18 protein-coding genes and 1 tRNA gene are annotated in these 17,659 nt (G+C 64.0%); 8 read left to right on the top strand and 11 right to left on the bottom strand.

Going from position 1 to position 17,659, the window contains the following annotated elements:
- Positions 1–111 precede the first annotated feature (111 nt).
- Together IVB29_RS03710 and IVB29_RS03705 are read left to right on the top strand one after the other, a co-directional pair.
- Positions 112–1,557 (top strand): TAXI family TRAP transporter solute-binding subunit, encoded by a 1,446-nt coding sequence (locus IVB29_RS03710; protein WP_247502035.1) that lies wholly within the window; start codon positions 112–114, stop codon positions 1,555–1,557.
- Positions 1,558–1,665: 108 nt separating this feature from the next.
- A complete protein-coding gene (locus IVB29_RS03705; protein WP_247502344.1) occupies positions 1,666–3,207 on the top strand; it encodes an alkaline phosphatase D family protein in 1,542 nt (513 codons plus the stop codon).
- Positions 3,208–3,210: 3 nt separating this feature from the next.
- On the opposite strand, the gene IVB29_RS03700 is transcribed toward IVB29_RS03705, so the two are convergent.
- On the bottom strand, positions 3,211–3,594 hold the full coding sequence (locus IVB29_RS03700) for a response regulator (RefSeq protein ID WP_247502034.1): 384 nt from the start codon (positions 3,592–3,594) through the stop codon (positions 3,211–3,213).
- Positions 3,595–3,776: 182 nt separating this feature from the next.
- Here IVB29_RS03700 and IVB29_RS03695 point away from each other — a divergent pair, with 182 nt between their 5' ends.
- From IVB29_RS03695 to IVB29_RS03685, 3 genes are all read left to right on the top strand, one after another.
- Positions 3,777–4,553, top strand: a complete 777-nt coding sequence (locus IVB29_RS03695; protein ID WP_247502033.1) for a Crp/Fnr family transcriptional regulator — start codon at positions 3,777–3,779, stop codon at positions 4,551–4,553.
- 287 nt (positions 4,554–4,840) lie between these two features.
- Positions 4,841–6,667 (top strand): translational GTPase TypA, encoded by a 1,827-nt coding sequence (typA, locus tag IVB29_RS03690; RefSeq protein WP_247502032.1) that lies wholly within the window; start codon positions 4,841–4,843, stop codon positions 6,665–6,667.
- 181 nt (positions 6,668–6,848) lie between these two features.
- Complete coding sequence (locus IVB29_RS03685; RefSeq protein ID WP_247502031.1) at positions 6,849–8,096, top strand: NAD(P)/FAD-dependent oxidoreductase; 1,248 nt, start codon at positions 6,849–6,851, stop codon at positions 8,094–8,096.
- A 99-nt stretch (positions 8,097–8,195) separates the two neighbouring features.
- On the opposite strand, the gene IVB29_RS03680 is transcribed toward IVB29_RS03685, so the two are convergent.
- Genes IVB29_RS03680 through IVB29_RS03665 form a run of 4 tightly spaced genes read right to left on the bottom strand, consistent with a single transcriptional unit; the run spans position 8,196 to position 11,297 of the window.
- A complete protein-coding gene (locus IVB29_RS03680) occupies positions 8,196–8,603 on the bottom strand; it encodes a thiol-disulfide oxidoreductase DCC family protein (RefSeq protein ID WP_247502030.1) in 408 nt (135 codons plus the stop codon).
- On the bottom strand, positions 8,603–9,922 hold the full coding sequence (locus tag IVB29_RS03675; protein ID WP_247502029.1) for an SDR family oxidoreductase: 1,320 nt from the start codon (positions 9,920–9,922) through the stop codon (positions 8,603–8,605). Before IVB29_RS03675 ends, IVB29_RS03680 begins: the two co-directional genes overlap by 1 nt.
- Positions 9,923–9,930: 8 nt before the next feature.
- Positions 9,931–10,398, bottom strand: coding sequence for a DUF2269 domain-containing protein (locus IVB29_RS03670; RefSeq protein ID WP_247502028.1), 468 nt, complete (start codon positions 10,396–10,398; stop codon positions 9,931–9,933).
- Positions 10,395–11,297, bottom strand: coding sequence for an alpha/beta fold hydrolase (locus tag IVB29_RS03665; protein WP_247502027.1), 903 nt, complete (start codon positions 11,295–11,297; stop codon positions 10,395–10,397). The genes IVB29_RS03670 and IVB29_RS03665 overlap by 4 nt, the downstream gene beginning before the upstream one ends.
- Before the next feature lie 266 nt (positions 11,298–11,563).
- Between IVB29_RS03665 and IVB29_RS03660 the strand changes: the two genes are divergently transcribed.
- Positions 11,564–12,073, top strand: coding sequence for a GNAT family N-acetyltransferase (locus tag IVB29_RS03660; RefSeq protein WP_014490714.1), 510 nt, complete (start codon positions 11,564–11,566; stop codon positions 12,071–12,073).
- 194 nt (positions 12,074–12,267) lie between these two features.
- Positions 12,268–12,804, top strand: coding sequence for an inorganic diphosphatase (gene ppa / locus IVB29_RS03655; RefSeq protein WP_247502026.1), 537 nt, complete (start codon positions 12,268–12,270; stop codon positions 12,802–12,804).
- A gap of 151 nt (positions 12,805–12,955) precedes the next feature.
- Here ppa and IVB29_RS03650 read toward each other — a convergent pair whose 3' ends face one another.
- Genes IVB29_RS03650 through IVB29_RS03640 form a run of 3 tightly spaced genes read right to left on the bottom strand, consistent with a single transcriptional unit; the run spans position 12,956 to position 14,486 of the window.
- On the bottom strand, positions 12,956–13,840 hold the full coding sequence (locus IVB29_RS03650; protein ID WP_247502025.1) for a bifunctional methylenetetrahydrofolate dehydrogenase/methenyltetrahydrofolate cyclohydrolase: 885 nt from the start codon (positions 13,838–13,840) through the stop codon (positions 12,956–12,958).
- Between the two features lies 1 nt (position 13,841).
- Positions 13,842–14,180, bottom strand: coding sequence for a DUF167 domain-containing protein (locus IVB29_RS03645; protein ID WP_247502024.1), 339 nt, complete (start codon positions 14,178–14,180; stop codon positions 13,842–13,844).
- 15 nt (positions 14,181–14,195) lie between these two features.
- The gene (locus tag IVB29_RS03640) at positions 14,196–14,486 is read right to left on the bottom strand and encodes a YggT family protein (protein ID WP_007598721.1); all 291 of its coding nucleotides are present in this window, start codon (positions 14,484–14,486) and stop codon (positions 14,196–14,198) included.
- A 218-nt stretch (positions 14,487–14,704) separates the two neighbouring features.
- Between IVB29_RS03640 and IVB29_RS03635 the strand changes: the two genes are divergently transcribed.
- A tRNA-Ala gene (locus IVB29_RS03635) sits at positions 14,705–14,780 on the top strand.
- 113 nt (positions 14,781–14,893) lie between these two features.
- Here the strand turns inward: IVB29_RS03635 and IVB29_RS03630 are convergent.
- From IVB29_RS03630 to IVB29_RS03620, 3 genes are all read right to left on the bottom strand, one after another.
- A complete protein-coding gene (locus IVB29_RS03630; RefSeq protein WP_247502023.1) occupies positions 14,894–15,706 on the bottom strand; it encodes an enoyl-CoA hydratase in 813 nt (270 codons plus the stop codon).
- A 138-nt stretch (positions 15,707–15,844) separates the two neighbouring features.
- Entirely contained in the window at positions 15,845–16,639 is a 795-nt protein-coding gene (locus tag IVB29_RS03625) for a glutamine amidotransferase (protein ID WP_247502022.1), read from the bottom strand.
- A 129-nt stretch (positions 16,640–16,768) separates the two neighbouring features.
- Positions 16,769–17,548, bottom strand: coding sequence for an SDR family oxidoreductase (locus IVB29_RS03620; protein WP_247502021.1), 780 nt, complete (start codon positions 17,546–17,548; stop codon positions 16,769–16,771).
- Positions 17,549–17,659 lie beyond the last annotated feature (111 nt).

The following is a 17,659-nucleotide window of genomic DNA, read 5'->3' as shown; positions in this document are numbered from 1 at the left end:
CCATATGCCCCGGGTTCATACCGGATTCCGCCCATCCGCTAACCATGACGGAGATGTAACCCCGCCGGGCAAGAAATTTGCTACAATTGCGGGCGTAAATCGCCGGCCAAGATGAAACTGAGCCTCAAGCGCCTGTTTGGGAGATCGATGACCGGGGGATTGGACCTGGCCGAAGCGCCCGTACCGACGTCGCCGCGATCAGCGGCGCGAAAGACCGCGCTTGTCTCCCTCGCATTGGTGCTGGCCATCATCGGCGCGCTGGTCGGCGGCTATTACTTTGCCATGCGGCCGGTGACGCTGAAGGTCGCGGTCGGTCCCGCCAACAGCGACGACGTCAAGGTCATGCAGGCACTGACCCAAGGCTTCGCGCAGCACAAGAGCTATGTACGGCTGCGACCGATCCAGACCGACGGCGCCACTGCCAGCGCCGATTTGCTGGCGGAGGGCAAGGCCGATCTCGCCGTCGTGCGCGGCGACGTCGACGTGCCGAAGAATGCGCAAGCGGTCGCGACCCTGCGCAAGAACGTCGTGGTGCTGTGGTCCGTGCCCGGCAAGGGCAAGAAGAAGGGCCCGAAGATCACCAAGATCGCGCAGCTCGCCGGCCATAAGGTCGGCGTGGTCGGCCGCACCCAGGCCAACGTCAATCTGCTCAAGGTGATTCTGCAGCAATACGGCGTCGATCCCGCCAAGGTCGAGATCGTGCAGTACCCCGCCAACGAAGCCGCCGAGGCGATCAAGGCCCAGAAGGCCGATGCCTATCTTGCGGCCGGTCCCGTCAACAGCAAGATCACGTCGGATGCGATTTCGGCTTCCGCCAAAGACGGCGGCACGCCGGCTTTCCTTGCGATCGATTCGGCGGATGCGATTGCGCAGAACCACCCGGTCTATGAAGCATCCGAGATCCCTGCGGGCACTTTCGGCGGCTCGCCGGATCGTCCCGACGACGAGGTCAAGACGATCAGCTTCTCGCACCACATCGTGGCGCGCAAAGGCTTGTCGGAGACCGTCGTCGCGGCATTCACGCGGCAGCTCTTCGCCGTACGCCAGCAGCTGGTGACGGAGTTCCCGCTGGCGGCGAAGATCGAGACGCCCGACACCGACAAGGATGCGGTGATCCCCGTACATCCCGGCGCCGCCGCCTTCGTCGATGGCGAGGAAAAGACCTTCCTCGACAAATACAGCGATTACATCTGGTGGACCCTGATGGCGCTCTCCGCGATGGGTTCGCTCGGCGCCTGGTTCGCGGGCTACCTGAAAAAGGACGAGCGCGACAACAACAGTCATCTGCGCGACAGGCTGTTCGACATGATTGCGGCAGCACGCAAGAGCGAGACGACCGAAGAGCTCGACCAGATGCAGACCGAGGCCGACGAGATCCTGCGCGACACGCTGCGCTGCTTCGACCACGGCGCGATCGAGGAGGGCGGGCTCACCGCCATCAACATCGTGCTCGATCAGTTCCACGCGGCGGTCGCCGACCGCAAGGCCGTGCTGTTCAGCCTGCCGCAGAACCTGCAACGCGCGGGCGCGCAGTTCAGGGCCGCCGGCAACGCGTAGACGCTTCCGCGCGTAATTGCTGCGTCACATTGTCTCAATATAGCGTCTGGCTTGATCGTGACGACTGCCGTCCCGGCGGTCGCGCCACGCGGTATCGAGACCAACTCCATGAACATCAAATTCTCCCGCCGCCGCTTCCTCTCCACCAGTGCCGGTGCGTTCGGCGCGATCGCGATGCCGCATCTCTCGCGCGCGGCCGACCGGCCGGCGGTGACCCATGGCGTGCAGTCCGGCGACGTCACCGTCGACGGCGGCGTGGTGTGGGCGCGTGCCGACCGTCCGTCGCAGATGCTGGTCGAGGTCGCCACGACGGAATCCTTCAAGGATGCCCGTTCGCTGCCGCCGATCGCGGCGCTGCCTGAAAGCGACTTCACCGCAAAAATGCTGATCGAGAACCTGCCGGGCGGACAGGATATCTTCTACCGTGTCCGCTTCCGCGATCTCTCGCATACCGCAGTCGAAGGCGAGGCGGTGGTCGGCCGTTTCCGCACCGCGCCGGCCGACCGCCGCGACGTCAGCTTCGTCTGGGGCGGCGACGTCGCCGGCCAGGGCTGGGGCATCAACCCTGATGACGGTGGCATGGCCACCTTCTCCGCGATGCGCAAGCACCGTCCGGATTTCTTCCTGCACTCCGGCGACACCATCTATGCCGACGGCCCGATCGAATCCGAGGTCAAGCTCGCCGACGGCAAGATCTGGAAGAACGTCACCATCCCCGAGAAGGCCAAGGTCGCGGAAACGCTGGACGAGTACCGCGCCGCGCACAAATACAATTTCACCGACGACAACGTCCGCGCCTTCAATGCCGAGGTGCCGATCTTCGTGCAGTGGGACGACCATGAAGTGACCAACAACTGGTCGCTGTCGAAGGAGTTGCCGGCGACCTACAAGGTGCGCGATATCTCGCTGCTCGCGGCGCGCGCGGGCCGCGCCTTCCACGAGATGTACCCGATGCGCGAGAGCATCATCGAGCCGGGCCGGGTCTATCGCCAGATTTCCTACGGCCCGCATCTCGACGTGTTCGTGCTCGACGAGCGCAGCTATCGCGGCCCGAATGGCGCCAATCTCGAAACGGAATACGGTCCGGCCAGTTACTTCCTCGGCCCGGACCAGATCGCCTGGCTCAAGCGCGCCCTCCTCAACTCGCGCGCGACCTGGAAGGTGATCGCATCAGACATGCCGCTCAGCCTCGTCGTGTCGGATACGCCGAAGGGCGGCTCGGAAGCCATTGCGCAGGGCGACGGTCCGGTGCGCGGCCGGGAATTCGAGATCGCCGACATCCTGCGCTTTATCAAGACGGCGCCTGTTAGCAACACGGTGTGGCTGACCGCGGACGTGCACTACGCCGCCGCGCATTATTACGATCCGAACAAGGCGCAATTCCAGGACTTCGAGCCGTTCTGGGAATTCGTGTCGGGCCCGCTGCATGCGGGCACATTCGGTCCGAACGCGCTCGACAACACCTTTGGGCCCGAAGTGCGCTTCGTCAAGGCGCCGGGCAAGGACAACCAGAACCTGCCGCCGTCTGCCGGCATGCAGTTCTTCGGTCACGTCAAGATCGAGGGCGCCTCGGGCCAGATGATTGTGACCTTGCGCGACCGCGCCGACGTCGCGCTGTGGTCGACCACGCTCGATCCGAAACGCGGCTGATTGCTAATCGGCGGCGCGAACCTGAAGCACCGCCTCCAGCGCGTCGCTCGAACATGGCTTCTGCAAACGCGGCCGGCCGGCGAATTCCGGTGGAATGCGCGCGTCGGTGCCGTAGCCGGTGACGAAGACGAACGGGATCCCGAGCGCGACCAGACGCTCGGCGATCGCAAAGCTCTTCTCGCGGATCAGCTCGACATCTAGCAGTGCGAAGTCGGGAGCACGCTTGGCGATCGCGCCCAGCGCCTGCGTCACCGAGCCAACGGTCCGCACGCTCGTCACGCCGAATCCGAGGAGACGGTCCTCGAAATCGATCGCAATGATCGGATCGTCCTCGACGATCAGAACGTCGGAAGGCCGGCCTGAGCCATCGGGAAGTGCGGGTGCCATAATCAGATCTTAGGCGTGAGGTTTTTCGGATCGGGACTGCCGCGACACGATGCCTGCGCCCAGTGCATCGGAGGGTTCCCGGAACGAAACCCACCACATCACAGTTCTCCAGTCTGTCCACTTGTGCACACAAGATTCGGGCGGAACTCGCTAGTCTGAGGAGAAGGGAAGGCGGGGTCACGATGGATGCGCATATTGGTAAGGCAAATGAGGTCGACAGCCGGCCGGCCAACAATCTGCTGCGGCGCTTGAGCCAGGCGGATTACGCGTTGCTGGCGCCGCACGTCGCCGTTGAAAACACCATGGCGAACGATCTGCTCTACAATCCCGGCGATGATGTCCAGCTCGTTCACTTCCCTTGCGGACCCGCGCTCGCGACATTTCTCGTCCCGAATGAGGATGGCCGCGATGTCGAGACCATTCTGGTCGGGCGCGAGGGCGCGGTGGGCGGCATCGTCAGCGAAGGCTTCCTGCCGGCCTACACCCGCATCTGCGTGAAATTCGGCGGGCCGTTTGCGCGCGTCAATGTCGCCAAAGTGGAAGCGGCCAAGCAGCGATCGCCGTCGCTGCGCCATATCTTTGCCCGCTACGCCGATTGCATGCTGGCGCAGATCTTCCAGTCCACCGCCTGCAATGCCATCCACTCGATCGAGCAGCGCACGGCCAAATGGATTTTGGCGGCGATGGAGCGGACCGGCGACGAGAACAGCGTGCCGCTGACCCACGAGCAGCTTGCCACGCTGCTCGGGGTGGGACGCAGCTATACGAGCCGTGTGCTGCAGTCGTTCAGGGCGGAAGGCGTGCTCGAGACCAGGCGCGGGTCGATCCTGGTTCGCAATCGCGACGGCCTGCGGCTGCGGGCCTGCCTCTGCAACGACGCCGTGAAGCTGCATTTCGAGGAGGTTTTGCGCGGGGTCTACCCGACCGCGGAAGCGAGCAGCAGCCCAGCACGGGGCTGATCGAGGCCCCTCCGGCCAAAGGACCGGTTTGGTGTCGGATTGCCCCTAACCCCGGGGAATTCCCGGGCAAAATTCAATCAACCAACCCCAAAAGAACGCATTGTTTTTTGGTGGTTTTTGCCTATATTGCGCTGCAAACGCATAGGGTGCCCGGTTGATCTAGCCGAGCGGCCCTTTTGGGCGTAATAGGCCCCGTTTTCCACGTTTCAGCGTTGTCCGTGAAGAGGTCCCGGCTTGACCGGCGAGATCGCGCTTAACCCATTGTCCGACCGCAAAGAAGCTCACTCATGAACCTCCGCAACATCGCCATCATCGCCCACGTCGACCACGGCAAGACGACACTGGTCGACAAGCTGCTACAGCAATCCGGCACCTATCGCGACAACCAGCGCCAGGTCGAGCGCGCCATGGATTCCAACGATCTGGAACGCGAGCGCGGCATCACCATTCTGGCCAAATGCACCTCGGTGCAATGGAAAGACACCCAGATCAACATCGTCGACACCCCCGGCCACGCCGATTTCGGCGGCGAGGTCGAGCGCATCCTGTCGATGGTCGACGGCGTGATCGTGCTGGTCGACGCCGCTGAAGGCCCGATGCCGCAGACCAAATTCGTGGTCGGCAAGGCGCTCAAACTCGGCCTGAAGCCGATCGTCGCCATCAACAAGGTCGACCGCCCCGACGCGCGCATCTCCGAAGTCGTCAACGAGGTGTTCGACCTGTTCGCGGCGCTCGACGCCACCGACGAGCAGCTCGATTTCCCGATCCTCTACGGGTCGGGCAAGAACGGCTGGATGGCCGACTCGCCTGACGCCTCCCACGACGTCGGCATGCAGCCGCTGTTCGATCTCGTCATCAAGCACGTGGCGCCGCCAGTGGTCGAGGAAGGCCCGTTCCGGCTGCTCGGCACCATTCTCGAAGCCAACCCCTATCTCGGCCGCATCATCACCGGACGTATCGCGTCCGGCTCCGTGAAGCCGAACCAGGCCGTGAAGGTGCTGTCGCGTGACGGCAAGCTGGTGGAAACCGGCCGCATTTCCAAGATTCTGGCGTTCCGCGGCCTCGAGCGCCAGCCGGTCGAGATCGCGGAAGCCGGCGACATCGTCGCCATCGCCGGCCTGCCCAAGGGCACCGTGGCCGACACCTTCTGCGATCCCACGGTCGAGACCCCGATCCAGGCCCAGCCGATCGATCCGCCGACCGTGTCGATGTCGTTCATCGTCAACAACTCGCCGCTCGCCGGCACCGAAGGCGACAAGGTCACCAGCCGCCTGATCCGTGACCGCCTGCTGCGCGAGGCCGAGGGCAACGTCGCGCTGCGCGTGGTCGAAGCCCAGGACAAGGACGCGATGGAAGTGTCCGGCCGCGGCGAATTGCAGCTCGCAATCCTGATCGAGACCATGCGTCGCGAGGGCTTCGAGCTCTCGGTGTCGCGTCCGCGCGTCGTGTTCCAGAAGGACCCGGAGACCGGACAGACCCTGGAGCCGGTCGAGGAAGTCGTGATCGACGTCGACGAGGAGCACTCCGGCGTCGTCGTGCAGAAGATGAGCGAGCGCAAGGCCGAGATGATCGAGATGCGTCCGTCCGGCGGCAACCGCCTGCGGCTGGTGTTCTACTCGCCGACCCGCGGCCTGATCGGCTACCAGGGCGAGCTGATGACCGATACCAAGGGCACGGCGATCATGAACCGCCTGTTCCATAACTACCTGCCTTACAAGGGCGCGATCCAGGGCCGCCGCAACGGCGTCCTGATCTCCAACGACCAGGGAGAGGCGGTGGCCTATGCCATGTTCAAACTGGAAGACCGTGGCCCGATGATGATCGAGCCCGGCTGGAAGGTCTACAAGGGCATGATCGTCGGCGAGCACACCCGCGACAATGATCTCGAGATCAACGTGCTGAAGGGCAAGCAGCTCACCAACATCCGCACGACGTCGAAGGATGAAGCCGTGCGCCTGACCCCGCCGATCCGCATGACGCTGGAAAAGGCGCTCGCGTACATCGAGGACGACGAGCTGGTGGAGATCACCCCGAAGTCCATCCGTCTGCGCAAGAAGCACCTCGACGCCAACGAGCGCAAGCGCGCGGAAAAGTCCAAGGAAGCGGTGGCGTAAGGCCACCGCTCTCGTGCCCCGGACGCAGCGCAGCGCGCAGTGATGCGCTGCTGAGCCGGGGCCCAGTTACTCTCACCGCCTCCATATCACCTTGGGTCCCGGCTCTGCGGAGCGGCGTTACACGCCGCACCGCGTCCGGGTCCGGCTTCAGCACTCTTTGCGAACGTGCTAGAGCCCGTCCATGAGTTCCGTCCCCTCCTCAGTCGACGTCGCGATCATCGGCGCGGGCGCCGCCGGCCTCGGCGCGGCGCATGCGCTGGCAGGCTCCGGCCTCTCCGTGATCGTGCTGGAGGCGCGTAACAGGCTCGGCGGCCGCGCCTGGACGGTGCAGGCCTCGCCTGAAGTGACCTTCGACGTCGGCTGCGGCTGGCTTCACTCGGCGGACAAGAATTCCTTCGTTCCGATCGCGCGAAAACTCGGTTTCGAGGTCAACAAAGACCTGCCGCCCTGGCGCGAACGCGCCTTCGGCAATGCCTTTCCACAAAGCCAGCGCGACGACTTTATGCGCGCGATGGACGCATTCTACGAGCGTCTCTGGCAGGCCGCGCAAAAGGGCAGCGACGAGCCCGCGAGCCTGAGCCTCGAGCCCGGCAATCGCTGGAATCCGATGATCGACGCGATCTCGACCTACATCAATGGCTGCGAACTGAAGGACATGTCGACGCTGGACTGGGACGCCTATGAGGACAGCGACCTCAATTGGCGCGTCCGGCGCGGCTATGGCGCGCTGGTCGCCTCGTATGGCGCGCCCTGCCCGGTGGCGCTGAACTGCAACGTGACGCTGATCGATCATTCCGGCAAGCGCATCCGCATCGAGACCTCGCAGGGCACGCTGACCGCGGACAGGGTGATCGTCACCGTGCCGACCAATCTGATCGCAGACGAAGCCATCCGTTTCTCACCGCCGCTCCCGGCGAAGGTCGATGCGGCGGCCGGCCTGCCGCTCGGCGTCGACGACAAGGTGACGCTGGCGCTGGACGATGCCGAAGCCTTCCCGAAAGAAGGAAACCTGCGCGGCGCCACCATGCGCACCGACATGGGCACCTATCACATCCGCCCGTTCGGCCAGCCCTGCATCGAAGGCTTTTTCGGCGGCAGCTTTGCACGCGAGCTCGAAAACGCCGGCGAAGGCGCCATCGCCGCGCACAGCATCGACGAGATCGCGAGCTTCCTCGGCAACGACATCCGCCACAAGCTGAAGCCGCTGTACGAGTCCCGCTGGGCGCATGATCCGTTTGCGAGAGGCTCGTATTCACACGCGCTGCCGGGGCACGCCGGTGATCGTGCCGTGCTGGCTGTCCCCGTGGATGGGCGGTTGTTCTTCGCGGGAGAAGCGACGTCGCCGACCTTCTTCACGACGGCGCATGGCGCGAGGGACAGCGGCGAACGGGCGGCGCAGGAAGTGCTGGCGGCTTTAGGCAAGCCGTAGCCGCAAACTCCGTCATTGCGAGGAGCCCTTGCGACGAAGCAATCCAGAATCCCTCCGCGGAGAGACTCTGGATTGCTTCGCTGCGCTCGCAATGACACGTTATTCGATCACCCGCGCTCGCAAATCAGCATCAGGCACGAAGCAGGCGTCATACTTGCCGAAGATGCGATAGCGGTTGTGTGCGATGAGGCTGTAGACCGGGTCTCGCAGCGGCTTCGGGACCGCGAATAGTACGCGCACCCAGCTCCATCCCGGCAATAGGGACAGCACCGTCAGCGCTGCGTCCGATTTCATGAACACCTCGCCGCCGTGGACCACGGCATTGGTGTCGGGATCATTCGGATCGATGCCAAGGGTGCGTGCGAGCTTCGCACCATAGTCCGACTGGATCGGTGTGAAACGAAATCGCTTCGCCGCATCCCGCTGCGCGACAAAGCGGACCCAGCGCGAGCAAAAGATGCAGACGCCGTCGAACAGGATCACGTCGTCGTCGGGCCATTTATTCATCAGCGATTGTCCAGCATCAGCAGCGCGACGAGCATCAGCACGATCGCCGGCCCGGTCTTGACCAGTGCGCCGAGCGGCTCGATCCAGAGGTCCGGTGTGAGTATCGCGGCTCCAAACATATAGCCAAACGACGCAATGATACCCGCAACGAGCCCGATCGCCGCGGCGCGGCGGAAGGCGATCAGCACGCCGATGGACATATCCATCAGGCTGGTGCCGATGGTGACGGGATCAACCAGAGCCGATGGGAAGCCATGCGCGGATAAAATGCCGGCGGCGGCGCGATAGGACACGAACAGCGCGATGAAGCCGGAGACGAGCCAGAACGCGACGAGGCTCGCGAAGATCAGCGCCTTGATCGGGTACAGGCGTGCGAACCATTTGTCCTGGATGGTGGCGGGATGGCGCCCGATCGTATCCATCAGCGTCTTCGGCGCGATGCCTGTGGTGGCGATCCACGCGGAGGGATCGCCGGTTACGCCGCGGCGCAGCTCGGCGATGGCGGTGGAGCGCATCGGCGGCATCCAGCCGAGAGTGTTTGCGAGATCGCCGATCTTCGCACCGAGATCGAGCATGAAAGACGGCATCGCGAAACGCGGCCAGCCGGCCGTGCCGAAGGCGAGGCGGAACTGCTTGATGACGCCGGCCGTGGTGATCGGCTCGGTCTGCATCAGGTCCCAGCTCACCGCTTTGGCGGAGGCATCGTCGATATCGCGCTCGGCGAGCCAGGCGATGGTTGCCGAAATATCGTGGACCGCGACGGGCTGGAATGGCGTCGCCATCTCCTTCGCAGGCAGGTCAAGCGGGAAAGCGGCGAGCGCGCGGAGCATCGCGCTGCCGCCATAGGCTGACGGCGCGACCACGAAGCCGGGCCGCAGGATGGCGTGGGCTATGCCGGAGGCCGCGATTAGGCGCTCGGCCTCGCGCTTGGTCGTGGCGAAGGCGGTGCGATCGGCTTCCGCGGCTCCGGGAATCGAGATGTGCACCAGCCGGATCGCGCGAGCGCTGTCGCCGATCGCCTGAAGCAGGCGCGCGACGAAATCGCGATGCACGGCATTGGTGTCGCTGCCGGGGCCATCCTGGAGCACGCCGAGGCAGTTCACGGCGACATCCACTGCATGCTCGCGGAGCAGGCGCGTCAGTGCGGCTACCTCAAGCGAGAGGATCGGCAGCTCGATGTCCAGCGCGCTCATCTTCTGCGCGGGCGACAAGCTGCGTGCCACCCCAACCACGCGAAAACCGCGCACACGAAGATCGTCGGTGACGAAGCGGCCGATCAGGCCGGAGGCGCCGAGCACCAAAATGGTTCGCTGGTTCATCGCCTCTCTCAAAATGGTTTTGCGATCATCAGCCAGAGGATCAGCATGGTCGCGCCGAAGCCGGGGAAGCCGAACGCGAACCAGCGGCGGAATAGGATGAAATAGCGCGCGGGGAGAGCGACGTGCTGCTCGGCCGCCTTGCGCGCGAGATCGCGCATCTCGATCTGCATGAACACGACGGGGATCCAGAACAGGCCTGCGATCACGTAGAGCGCCAGCGACGCAAGGATCCAGCGTTCCGTGATCGACGTCGCCGAGAGCATCATCAGCAAGCCGCCCGTGACTGGCTGGAAGATCACGGCCGAGAACGTGAAGATCGCATCCGCGGTCACCACCACCGATGCCGTGCGCGCGATGAATTGCGCGTCCTGCGTGCGATGCGCCATCAGCATGAAGAAGGCGATGCCGGTTCCGGTGCCGAGGATGACGATGGCGCCGAGCACATGCAGGTATTTGACCAGGAAATACAGCGTCATGGCTTCTTCCCCGCCACCGGCTTCAGCACGCGATCGAGCTCGCTGCTGGCGGCTTTGACGCCCGCTTCAGTCTCGATCATCCAATGCCCCTCGCTGCCCACTGCCGGCAACATGTGGAAGTCGACCTTGCCGCCGCTGCCGCGAAACGCATCGACCAGGTCCAACGAAAATTTTGGCGCAAAGTAAGTATCATTGGTGGCCACGAGCCATGTGATGGGAATGCGCGCCGCTTTGCCGAACCCGGCTGCCGCGGCAAGAAGCGTATGTGGCGCACAGATCCGATTCGGCTCATCATTGGCGTGGCCGCCGCGCCCCGGCGCGAATACTGTGATCGCCGAGATCATCTTCGGGTCGGCATTGGCGAGCGCAAGTGCGCCCCAGCCGCCAGTGGAATGGCCGATCACAACCGCGGCATCCTTGCGAGCGAAATCCTGCGTTCGCAAAAAATCCACCGCGAGCGAAACTTGCTCGGCGGTCACACGGCCCGAGCGCGCATAGTCGGCTTCGTCGCATCCACCCTGGTCTTCGACATAGCGGCCACCGGTCGCACCATGGCCGAGCCGCTCCGGCACCAGCACGGCAAAGCCGCGCGCGACGAGGAACGCTGCGAGTGCACGGTATTCCGGCCGCGGCATTTGCGCGCGACGCAAGACGTTCTGCGTCGAGGCATGCGCGATGACTGCAAGCCGGAACGGACCGGCGCCTGCGGGGCGAAACAGCAGCGCATGCGCGGCAATGTCGGTATCCGGCGACGGCACGCGCCATTCCTGCCGGCGAAACGGTTCGCCTTCCTCGCCTGATGCACCGAACGTGACCTGAGCGCACAGAGGCGGCGCGGTCAGCAAGGCCAGCAGAGGCAGGAGCGCCAGCCTGCTGAAAAGGGTGTTGAAGAGCCGCATGAATTGCCGGAGGCGAACACGAAGAGTGACGACCAAACTAGTCGGAACGAATCATTATCGGCGGACTTTCTGCGTTGCCATCGCGGTTCATTGGTTGCTGCGAGGCAGTTTTGCACCGATGCATGGCGGGCCGGTGCCCTTCGAAATGGCGTGCTGTCTTTTTTCGGTACAACATGGTTAAAATACTGATGCAGAAAGTCCACAGGTTAACCGATAATTAACGATAGGTCTTGCCGCCAGCGCGGCGACTTGGTTTGATTGCGCCCATGAGCACAACCCTGATCGAGGTCCGGCCGGCCAAAGCCGCAGATGCAACTGCGGTGGCATCGACCCATGACGAAGCCTGGCGCTCCGCCTATCAGGGTATCATTCCCGGCGGCGAGCTGGAGAAGCTGATCAACCGCCGCGGCCCGCAGTGGTGGGACAGTGCGATCCGCAAGGGCAGCCGCGTCAGCGTACTGGTGTTCGGCGACAAGATCGCCGGTTATGCGAACTATGGTCGCAACCGCGCGCGCAGCCTGCATTTCGACGGCGAGATCTACGAGCTTTACCTGCGCCCCGAGTTTCAGGGTCTCGGCTTCGGCCGTCGCCTGTTCACGGCCGCCCGCCGCGACCTGATGCAGAGCGGTTTGAAGAGCATGGTGGTGTGGGCGCTCTCGGACAACGATCCCGCCACCGAGTTCTACCGGGCCCTGGGCGGCCGCATGGTGGCGCGCTCCTCGGAGCGTTTCGGGCCGAAGTCGCTCGACAAGGTTGCCTTCGCCTGGACCAATTAAGGTTTGGACCAATTGAGCTGCTGAAAGCTTGGTCGGCAGCGCTTCCCATCCGTCGATACCGTTGCCTCTTGAGCCGGTGATCGCGGGATTCATTATTTCACAAAAACACGATGGATTGGCGGGCCAAGCCCGCGTATGACAGCGCCAAAATCGCTGCCGGGCGCGATTTAACCTCGGCAACAACGGAGCCTTGAATGCGTATCGATGCGGTCTCGATCGGGAAAAACGTCCCCCACGACGTCAACGTCATCATCGAAGTCCCCGTGGGTGGCGAGCCGATCAAATACGAGATGGACAAGGAAGCCGGCACGCTGGTGGTGGACCGCTTCCTGTACACGCCGATGCGTTACCCCGGTAACTACGGCTTCATCCCGCACACGTTGTCGGATGACGGCGATCCCTGCGACGTGCTGATCATCAACACCCGCGCCATCATCCCCGGCGCCGTCATGAGCGTGCGTCCAGTCGGCGTGCTGATGATGGAAGACGAAGCCGGCGGCGACGAGAAGATTTTGGCCGTGCCGTCGTCAAAGCTGACGCAGCGCTACGACAAGGTGAAGTCGTACTCCGATCTGCCTGATATCACGCTGCAGCAGATCCAGCACTTCTTCGAGCACTACAAGGATCTCGAGCCGGGCAAGTGGGTGAAGATCTTGCGCTGGGGTGGCCCGGAAGAGGCACAGAAGCTGATCCTCGAAGGCATCGAGCGCGAGAAGAAAAAGAAGGCGTAAGCTCTTCTCCCTCGCCCCGCTTGCGGGGAGAGGGGCGGGGTGAGGGGGACTCTCCGCGAGCCAACTCTCACCGTCCCCGTGGAGACTCCCCCTCACCCGGATTGCTTCGCAATCCGACCTCTCCCCGCAAGCGGGGCGAGGTGAAGAAAACTTACACCGCCGGCTTCGGCAGACCTGCAATCGCACACGCCGCACGCAACGTATTCACCAGCAGGCACGCCACCGTCATCTGGCCGACGCCACCGGGCACCGGCGTGATCGCACCGGCGACGCTGAGCGCCTCCTGATAGGCGACGTCACCGACCAACCGCGTCTTGCCATCCTCTTTCGGAATGCGATTGATGCCGATGTCGATCACGGTCGCGCCCGGCTTCAGCCAGTCACCGCGCACCATCTCGGGCTTGCCGACCGCGGCATAGACGAGGTCGGCGCGCTTCACGAGCCCGGGCAGATCGCGCGAGCGCGAATGCGCGATCGTCACCGTGGCGTTCTCATTCAGCAGCAACTGCACCAGCGGACGGCCGACGAGGTTGGAGCGGCCGATGACGATGGCGTTCATGCCTTCGAGCGAGGCGTGCACGCACTTGGCCAGGATGATCGAGCCGAGCGGGGTGCAAGGCGATAGCGCCTCGAAACCGCCGGCGAGCCGGCCGGCATTGTTCGGATGCAGCCCGTCGACATCCTTGGCGGGATCGATGGCGTTGATGACGGCCTCGGTGTTCAGGCCCTTCGGCAGCGGCAATTGCACGAGGATGCCGTGCACGGCGGGATCGCGGTTGAGCTTGGCCACGACCGCCAGCAGGTCTCCTTGCGAGACGTCGGCCGGCAGCTTGTGCTCGAACGAGGCCATGCCGGCGGCCTGCGTCTGAGTATGCTTGGAGCGAACATAGACTTCGCTGGCGGGGTCGTTGCCGACCAGCACGACCGCGAGCCCTGGCACCAGATTGTGCTCGCGCTTGACGCGGGCGACCTCGTCAGCGACGCGGCCACGGAGTTCCGCAGCGATGACTTTTCCATCGATGATTTTGGCGGTCATGTCAGTTCCCCTGGTCTGTTGATTTGGCAAGTTTGCGCAGGGCTTCGCCAAGCCGCGCCGGATCGCCGTCGACGGCGATCTGCTTCAGCCGCGAGGTGGCACCGGATAGCAGTTTGACGCTGGCCTTGGGGACACCAAGAGATTTCGCCAGCAGCACTAAAACTGCCTTGTTGGCCTCGCCGCCATCGGCGATCGCGCGCACCCGCACCTTGAGCACGCTGCGGCCATCGGCCAGTTGTTCGATCCCGTCGATGTCGTCGCGGCCGCCGCGCGGCGTCACCCGCAGCGCGATGCTGATTCCTGCGGCCGAATAGCGCCAAGGTTCCTTGTTGGCAACCAAGGCGCTCCAGCCTGCTCAGATCACGTTCGGGTAGATGTAATACAGGATCACCCGCTCGATGAACATGATCAGCAGGATCAGGATGATCGGCGAGATGTCGAGGCCGCCGAGGCTCGGCAGGAAATTGCGAATCGGCGCGAGCACCGGTTCGGTGATCCGGTACAGGAACTCCGCCACCGCCGAAACGAACTGGTTGCGGGTGTTGACGACGTTGAAGGCGATCAGCCAGGACAGGATCGCGGAGGCGATCAGCAGCCAGACATAGAGATCGAGCACGATGATGACGATGTCGAGAACGGCACGCATGATTTTTGACGACCTGGCTTTTGAAGACTCTGGCTTTTGAAAACTCTGGATGCGGTCAGGATTGACGCCTTTTGCTAGATATCGGTTCCCCCCGGTCCAAACAAGGGAAGTCGGTGCCCAGATGGCTAAAACCGGGTTACTCCCGTCCTTGACTTGACCTTGCCGGGGACTTAAATGGCGCCCGGTTGTCGGCCGCATTGACCAGAGCGGCCAGCAAAGGGGCCATAGCTCAGCTGGGAGAGCGCGTCGTTCGCAATGACGAGGTCGGCGGTTCGATCCCGCCTGGCTCCACCACGCTTCGCCCTTCGGCGCTACGCGTGGCGCAGCCACGGGGAGCCCGAAGGGTAAAGCGTGGTGTCCGGCGAAGCCCGCAGGGCGAAGACGGACTGTCTCCTCTAAAAAATCCCCTACTTCCCCGTAAACCGCGGCGGCCGCTTCTCCATGAAGCTCGCGACCCCCTCCCGGAAATCACTCCCGTTCAACGCCACCATCATCTCCCTGTTCGCCTCGATCGTCGCCTCGGCCAGGGTCTGGAACGGAACCTCGTAAAGCTGCCGCTTGATCACGGCCATCGCGCTCGGAGAAACCATGTCCGCGAGATCGCGCGCATAGGCATAGGTCTCCTCGCGCAGCTTCTCGGGCGAGCAGAGCCGGTTGACCAGCCCGATCCGCAGCGCCTCCTCGCTCGAAACGCGGCGGGCCGAGAGCAGCAAATCCATCGCATTGGCGTGGCCGACGATGTGCGGCAGCATCCAGGACATGCCATGCTCGGCGATCAACCCGCGCCGCGCGAAGGCTGTCGTGAAGACGGTGTTGTCGGCGGCAAAGCGCAGGTCGCAATAGAGCGCGTGGACAAGACCGATGCCGGCCGTCGCGCCGTTGAGCATGGCGATGACGGGCTTTCCAATCGATGGATAGAAGCCGTAGCGCGTCTGCCAGTCCGGCCGGCGGTTCATGTCGAAGGGCGGCAAATGCGATGCGCGCCTGACGTCGTTGGGATCGAGTCCTTTCAGCGCATCCATGTCGGCGCCGGCGCAGAAGCCGCGGCCCGCGCCTGTGAGCACGATGACGCGGACATTGTCATCAGTGCTTGACGCTTCCATCGCGTGGCGCACGTCGCGCTCCATGATCGGCGTCCACGCATTCATGCGATCAGGGCGATTGAGCGTGATGGTCGCGACCTTGTCGCTGACGTCATAGAGAATGTGCTCATAGACCATCGCGCTCTCCCTTTGTTTGCCGGCACGCGTTCGCGCGCGCTCGTTGGCAGCGAGCCTAGCATATTCAGGGATGAGGCAAGGGCTTGCGCCAGGGACCTGCGCCAAGCATCTGCGCCAAGGATCTGCGCGAAGGCGCGATTACTCGGCGGCTTGCGCCAGCACCGGCCGGTGCGCCAGCCAGCCGTCGATGAAATGATCGAGCCAAGCGCGTTCCGCGGCGTCGTAGACGGCGCGATCCGCGAAATGATGATGCCGCTCGCGCGCACCGGGCGCGCTGAGGCCGTCATAGCCGCGCGTGGTCCAGCAATGCATCATCGCGTAGGTCACGTCCGGATGAAACTGCACGCCGAAGGCATTGCCGGTCCGATAGGCCTGGATCGGAAAATCATCGCCTTCGGCCAGCAATTCGGCGCCGGTCGGCAGCTCAAATCCCTCGCGATGCCAGTGATAGACCTGCGCCGGCCAGTCCGGGCAGAGCGCGTGTCCGGCAGCGGTTGGGCGGATCGGGTAGTAGCCGATCTGGGTCAGCGCCTGCGCATGCGGCGCGACACGCGCCCCCAACTGCATCGCCAGCATCTGCGCACCCAGGCAGATGCCGAGGAACGGCCGCTGTTCGCGGAGCGGAATTTCGATCCAGTCGATCTCGCGGCGGACGTAGTCGTCGGGATCGTTCGCGCTCATCGGGCCGCCGAAGACCACGGCGCCGGCATGCCGGTCGAGCGTCTCGGGCAGGGGATCACCGAAGCGGGGACGGCGGATATCGAGACGATGGCCGAGTGCGCGAAGCGCATTGCCGACGCGGCCGGGCGTCGAGGATTCCTGATGCAGGATGATGAGAACCGGCAACTGGGTTTCGGAGGCGGCCGCGCTTGACGTCCTTCTGGGGAAGGGCACCACTTCTGCGCCACCAAATCTGTCCGTCCGGAACGACATGGCCTCTGCGAGTGCTATCGGTTCAGTTCATCAGCTTAGCTAAACGCTGGTTAACATCGTGTGAGTTCGCGCACACACGCACCGATACTGAAGCAAGCCCCGGGCCACTGCGGAGGCTTCGAGCGTTCTTTACTGCCGCTGCCGCTGGAACCGGCTGGTAGCGGACAGGATGAAGCCGCGCGGAAAGAAGCGCAGCGCAAACGGCACAATCTTGATGCCGAGACCCGGCAGCACTGCCCGTTTGTTGGCCATCAGGCCACGATAGGCCTGTCGAGCGACGTCGGCGGCAGGAACGTTGAGCAGGGCGGTATTATGTCCGGACCCGACACCGGCGCGCGCCTGGAATTCAGTGGGCACCGGACCCGGGCAAAGTACGGTGACACGAACACCGCGCGGCGCGAGCTCCGCGCGCAAGGCCTCGGTGAAGGAAATCACATAGGCCTTGGACGCGTAATAGACGGCCATGCCGGGGCCGGGCAGAAAGCCGGCCACGGATCCGACATTGAGAAGACCGCCCTTGTTCCTGATCAGCTGATCGGCAAAGCGCAGCGACAGATCCGTCAGCGCCCGGACGTTGACATCGACGATGCCGAGCTGCGCGGCACGGTCGCACTCGATGGCGTCGCCAAATGCGCCAAAGCCGGCATTGTTGACGAGATTGTCGAGCTCGACGCCTTCGGCAGCAAGCGCAGCCGCGATCTTGTCGCCGGCGTCGGCTTCCTGGAGATCGCAGGCGATCACGATCGGCTTCTTGCCGCCCTTGGCGGCGAGCTCATTTGCGAGCGCCTCCAGGCGGTCCGCCCGTCGCGCCGTCAGCGCGAGACGATGTCCGTTGGCGGCGAACACACGCGCCAGCTCCGTGCCGATGCCCGCCGACGCACCGGTGATCAACGTTACCCGCTCAGTCACGATCCAAGTCTCTTGATCCAAGTCTCTTGAATTGAAGTTTTTTGGCCCGTAATAGCGGAACGAGAGCATAGGCCGTGCGCGACAGGCAAGCGGCGTTGGCGGCATAGCCGT

The sequence above is a fragment of the Bradyrhizobium sp. 1 genome (assembly GCF_023073315.1).
Taxonomy (GTDB): Bacteria; Pseudomonadota; Alphaproteobacteria; order Rhizobiales; family Xanthobacteraceae; genus Bradyrhizobium.
Note: the sequence above shows the minus strand (reverse complement) of the source record. Positions and strands in the feature narration are given on the sequence as shown.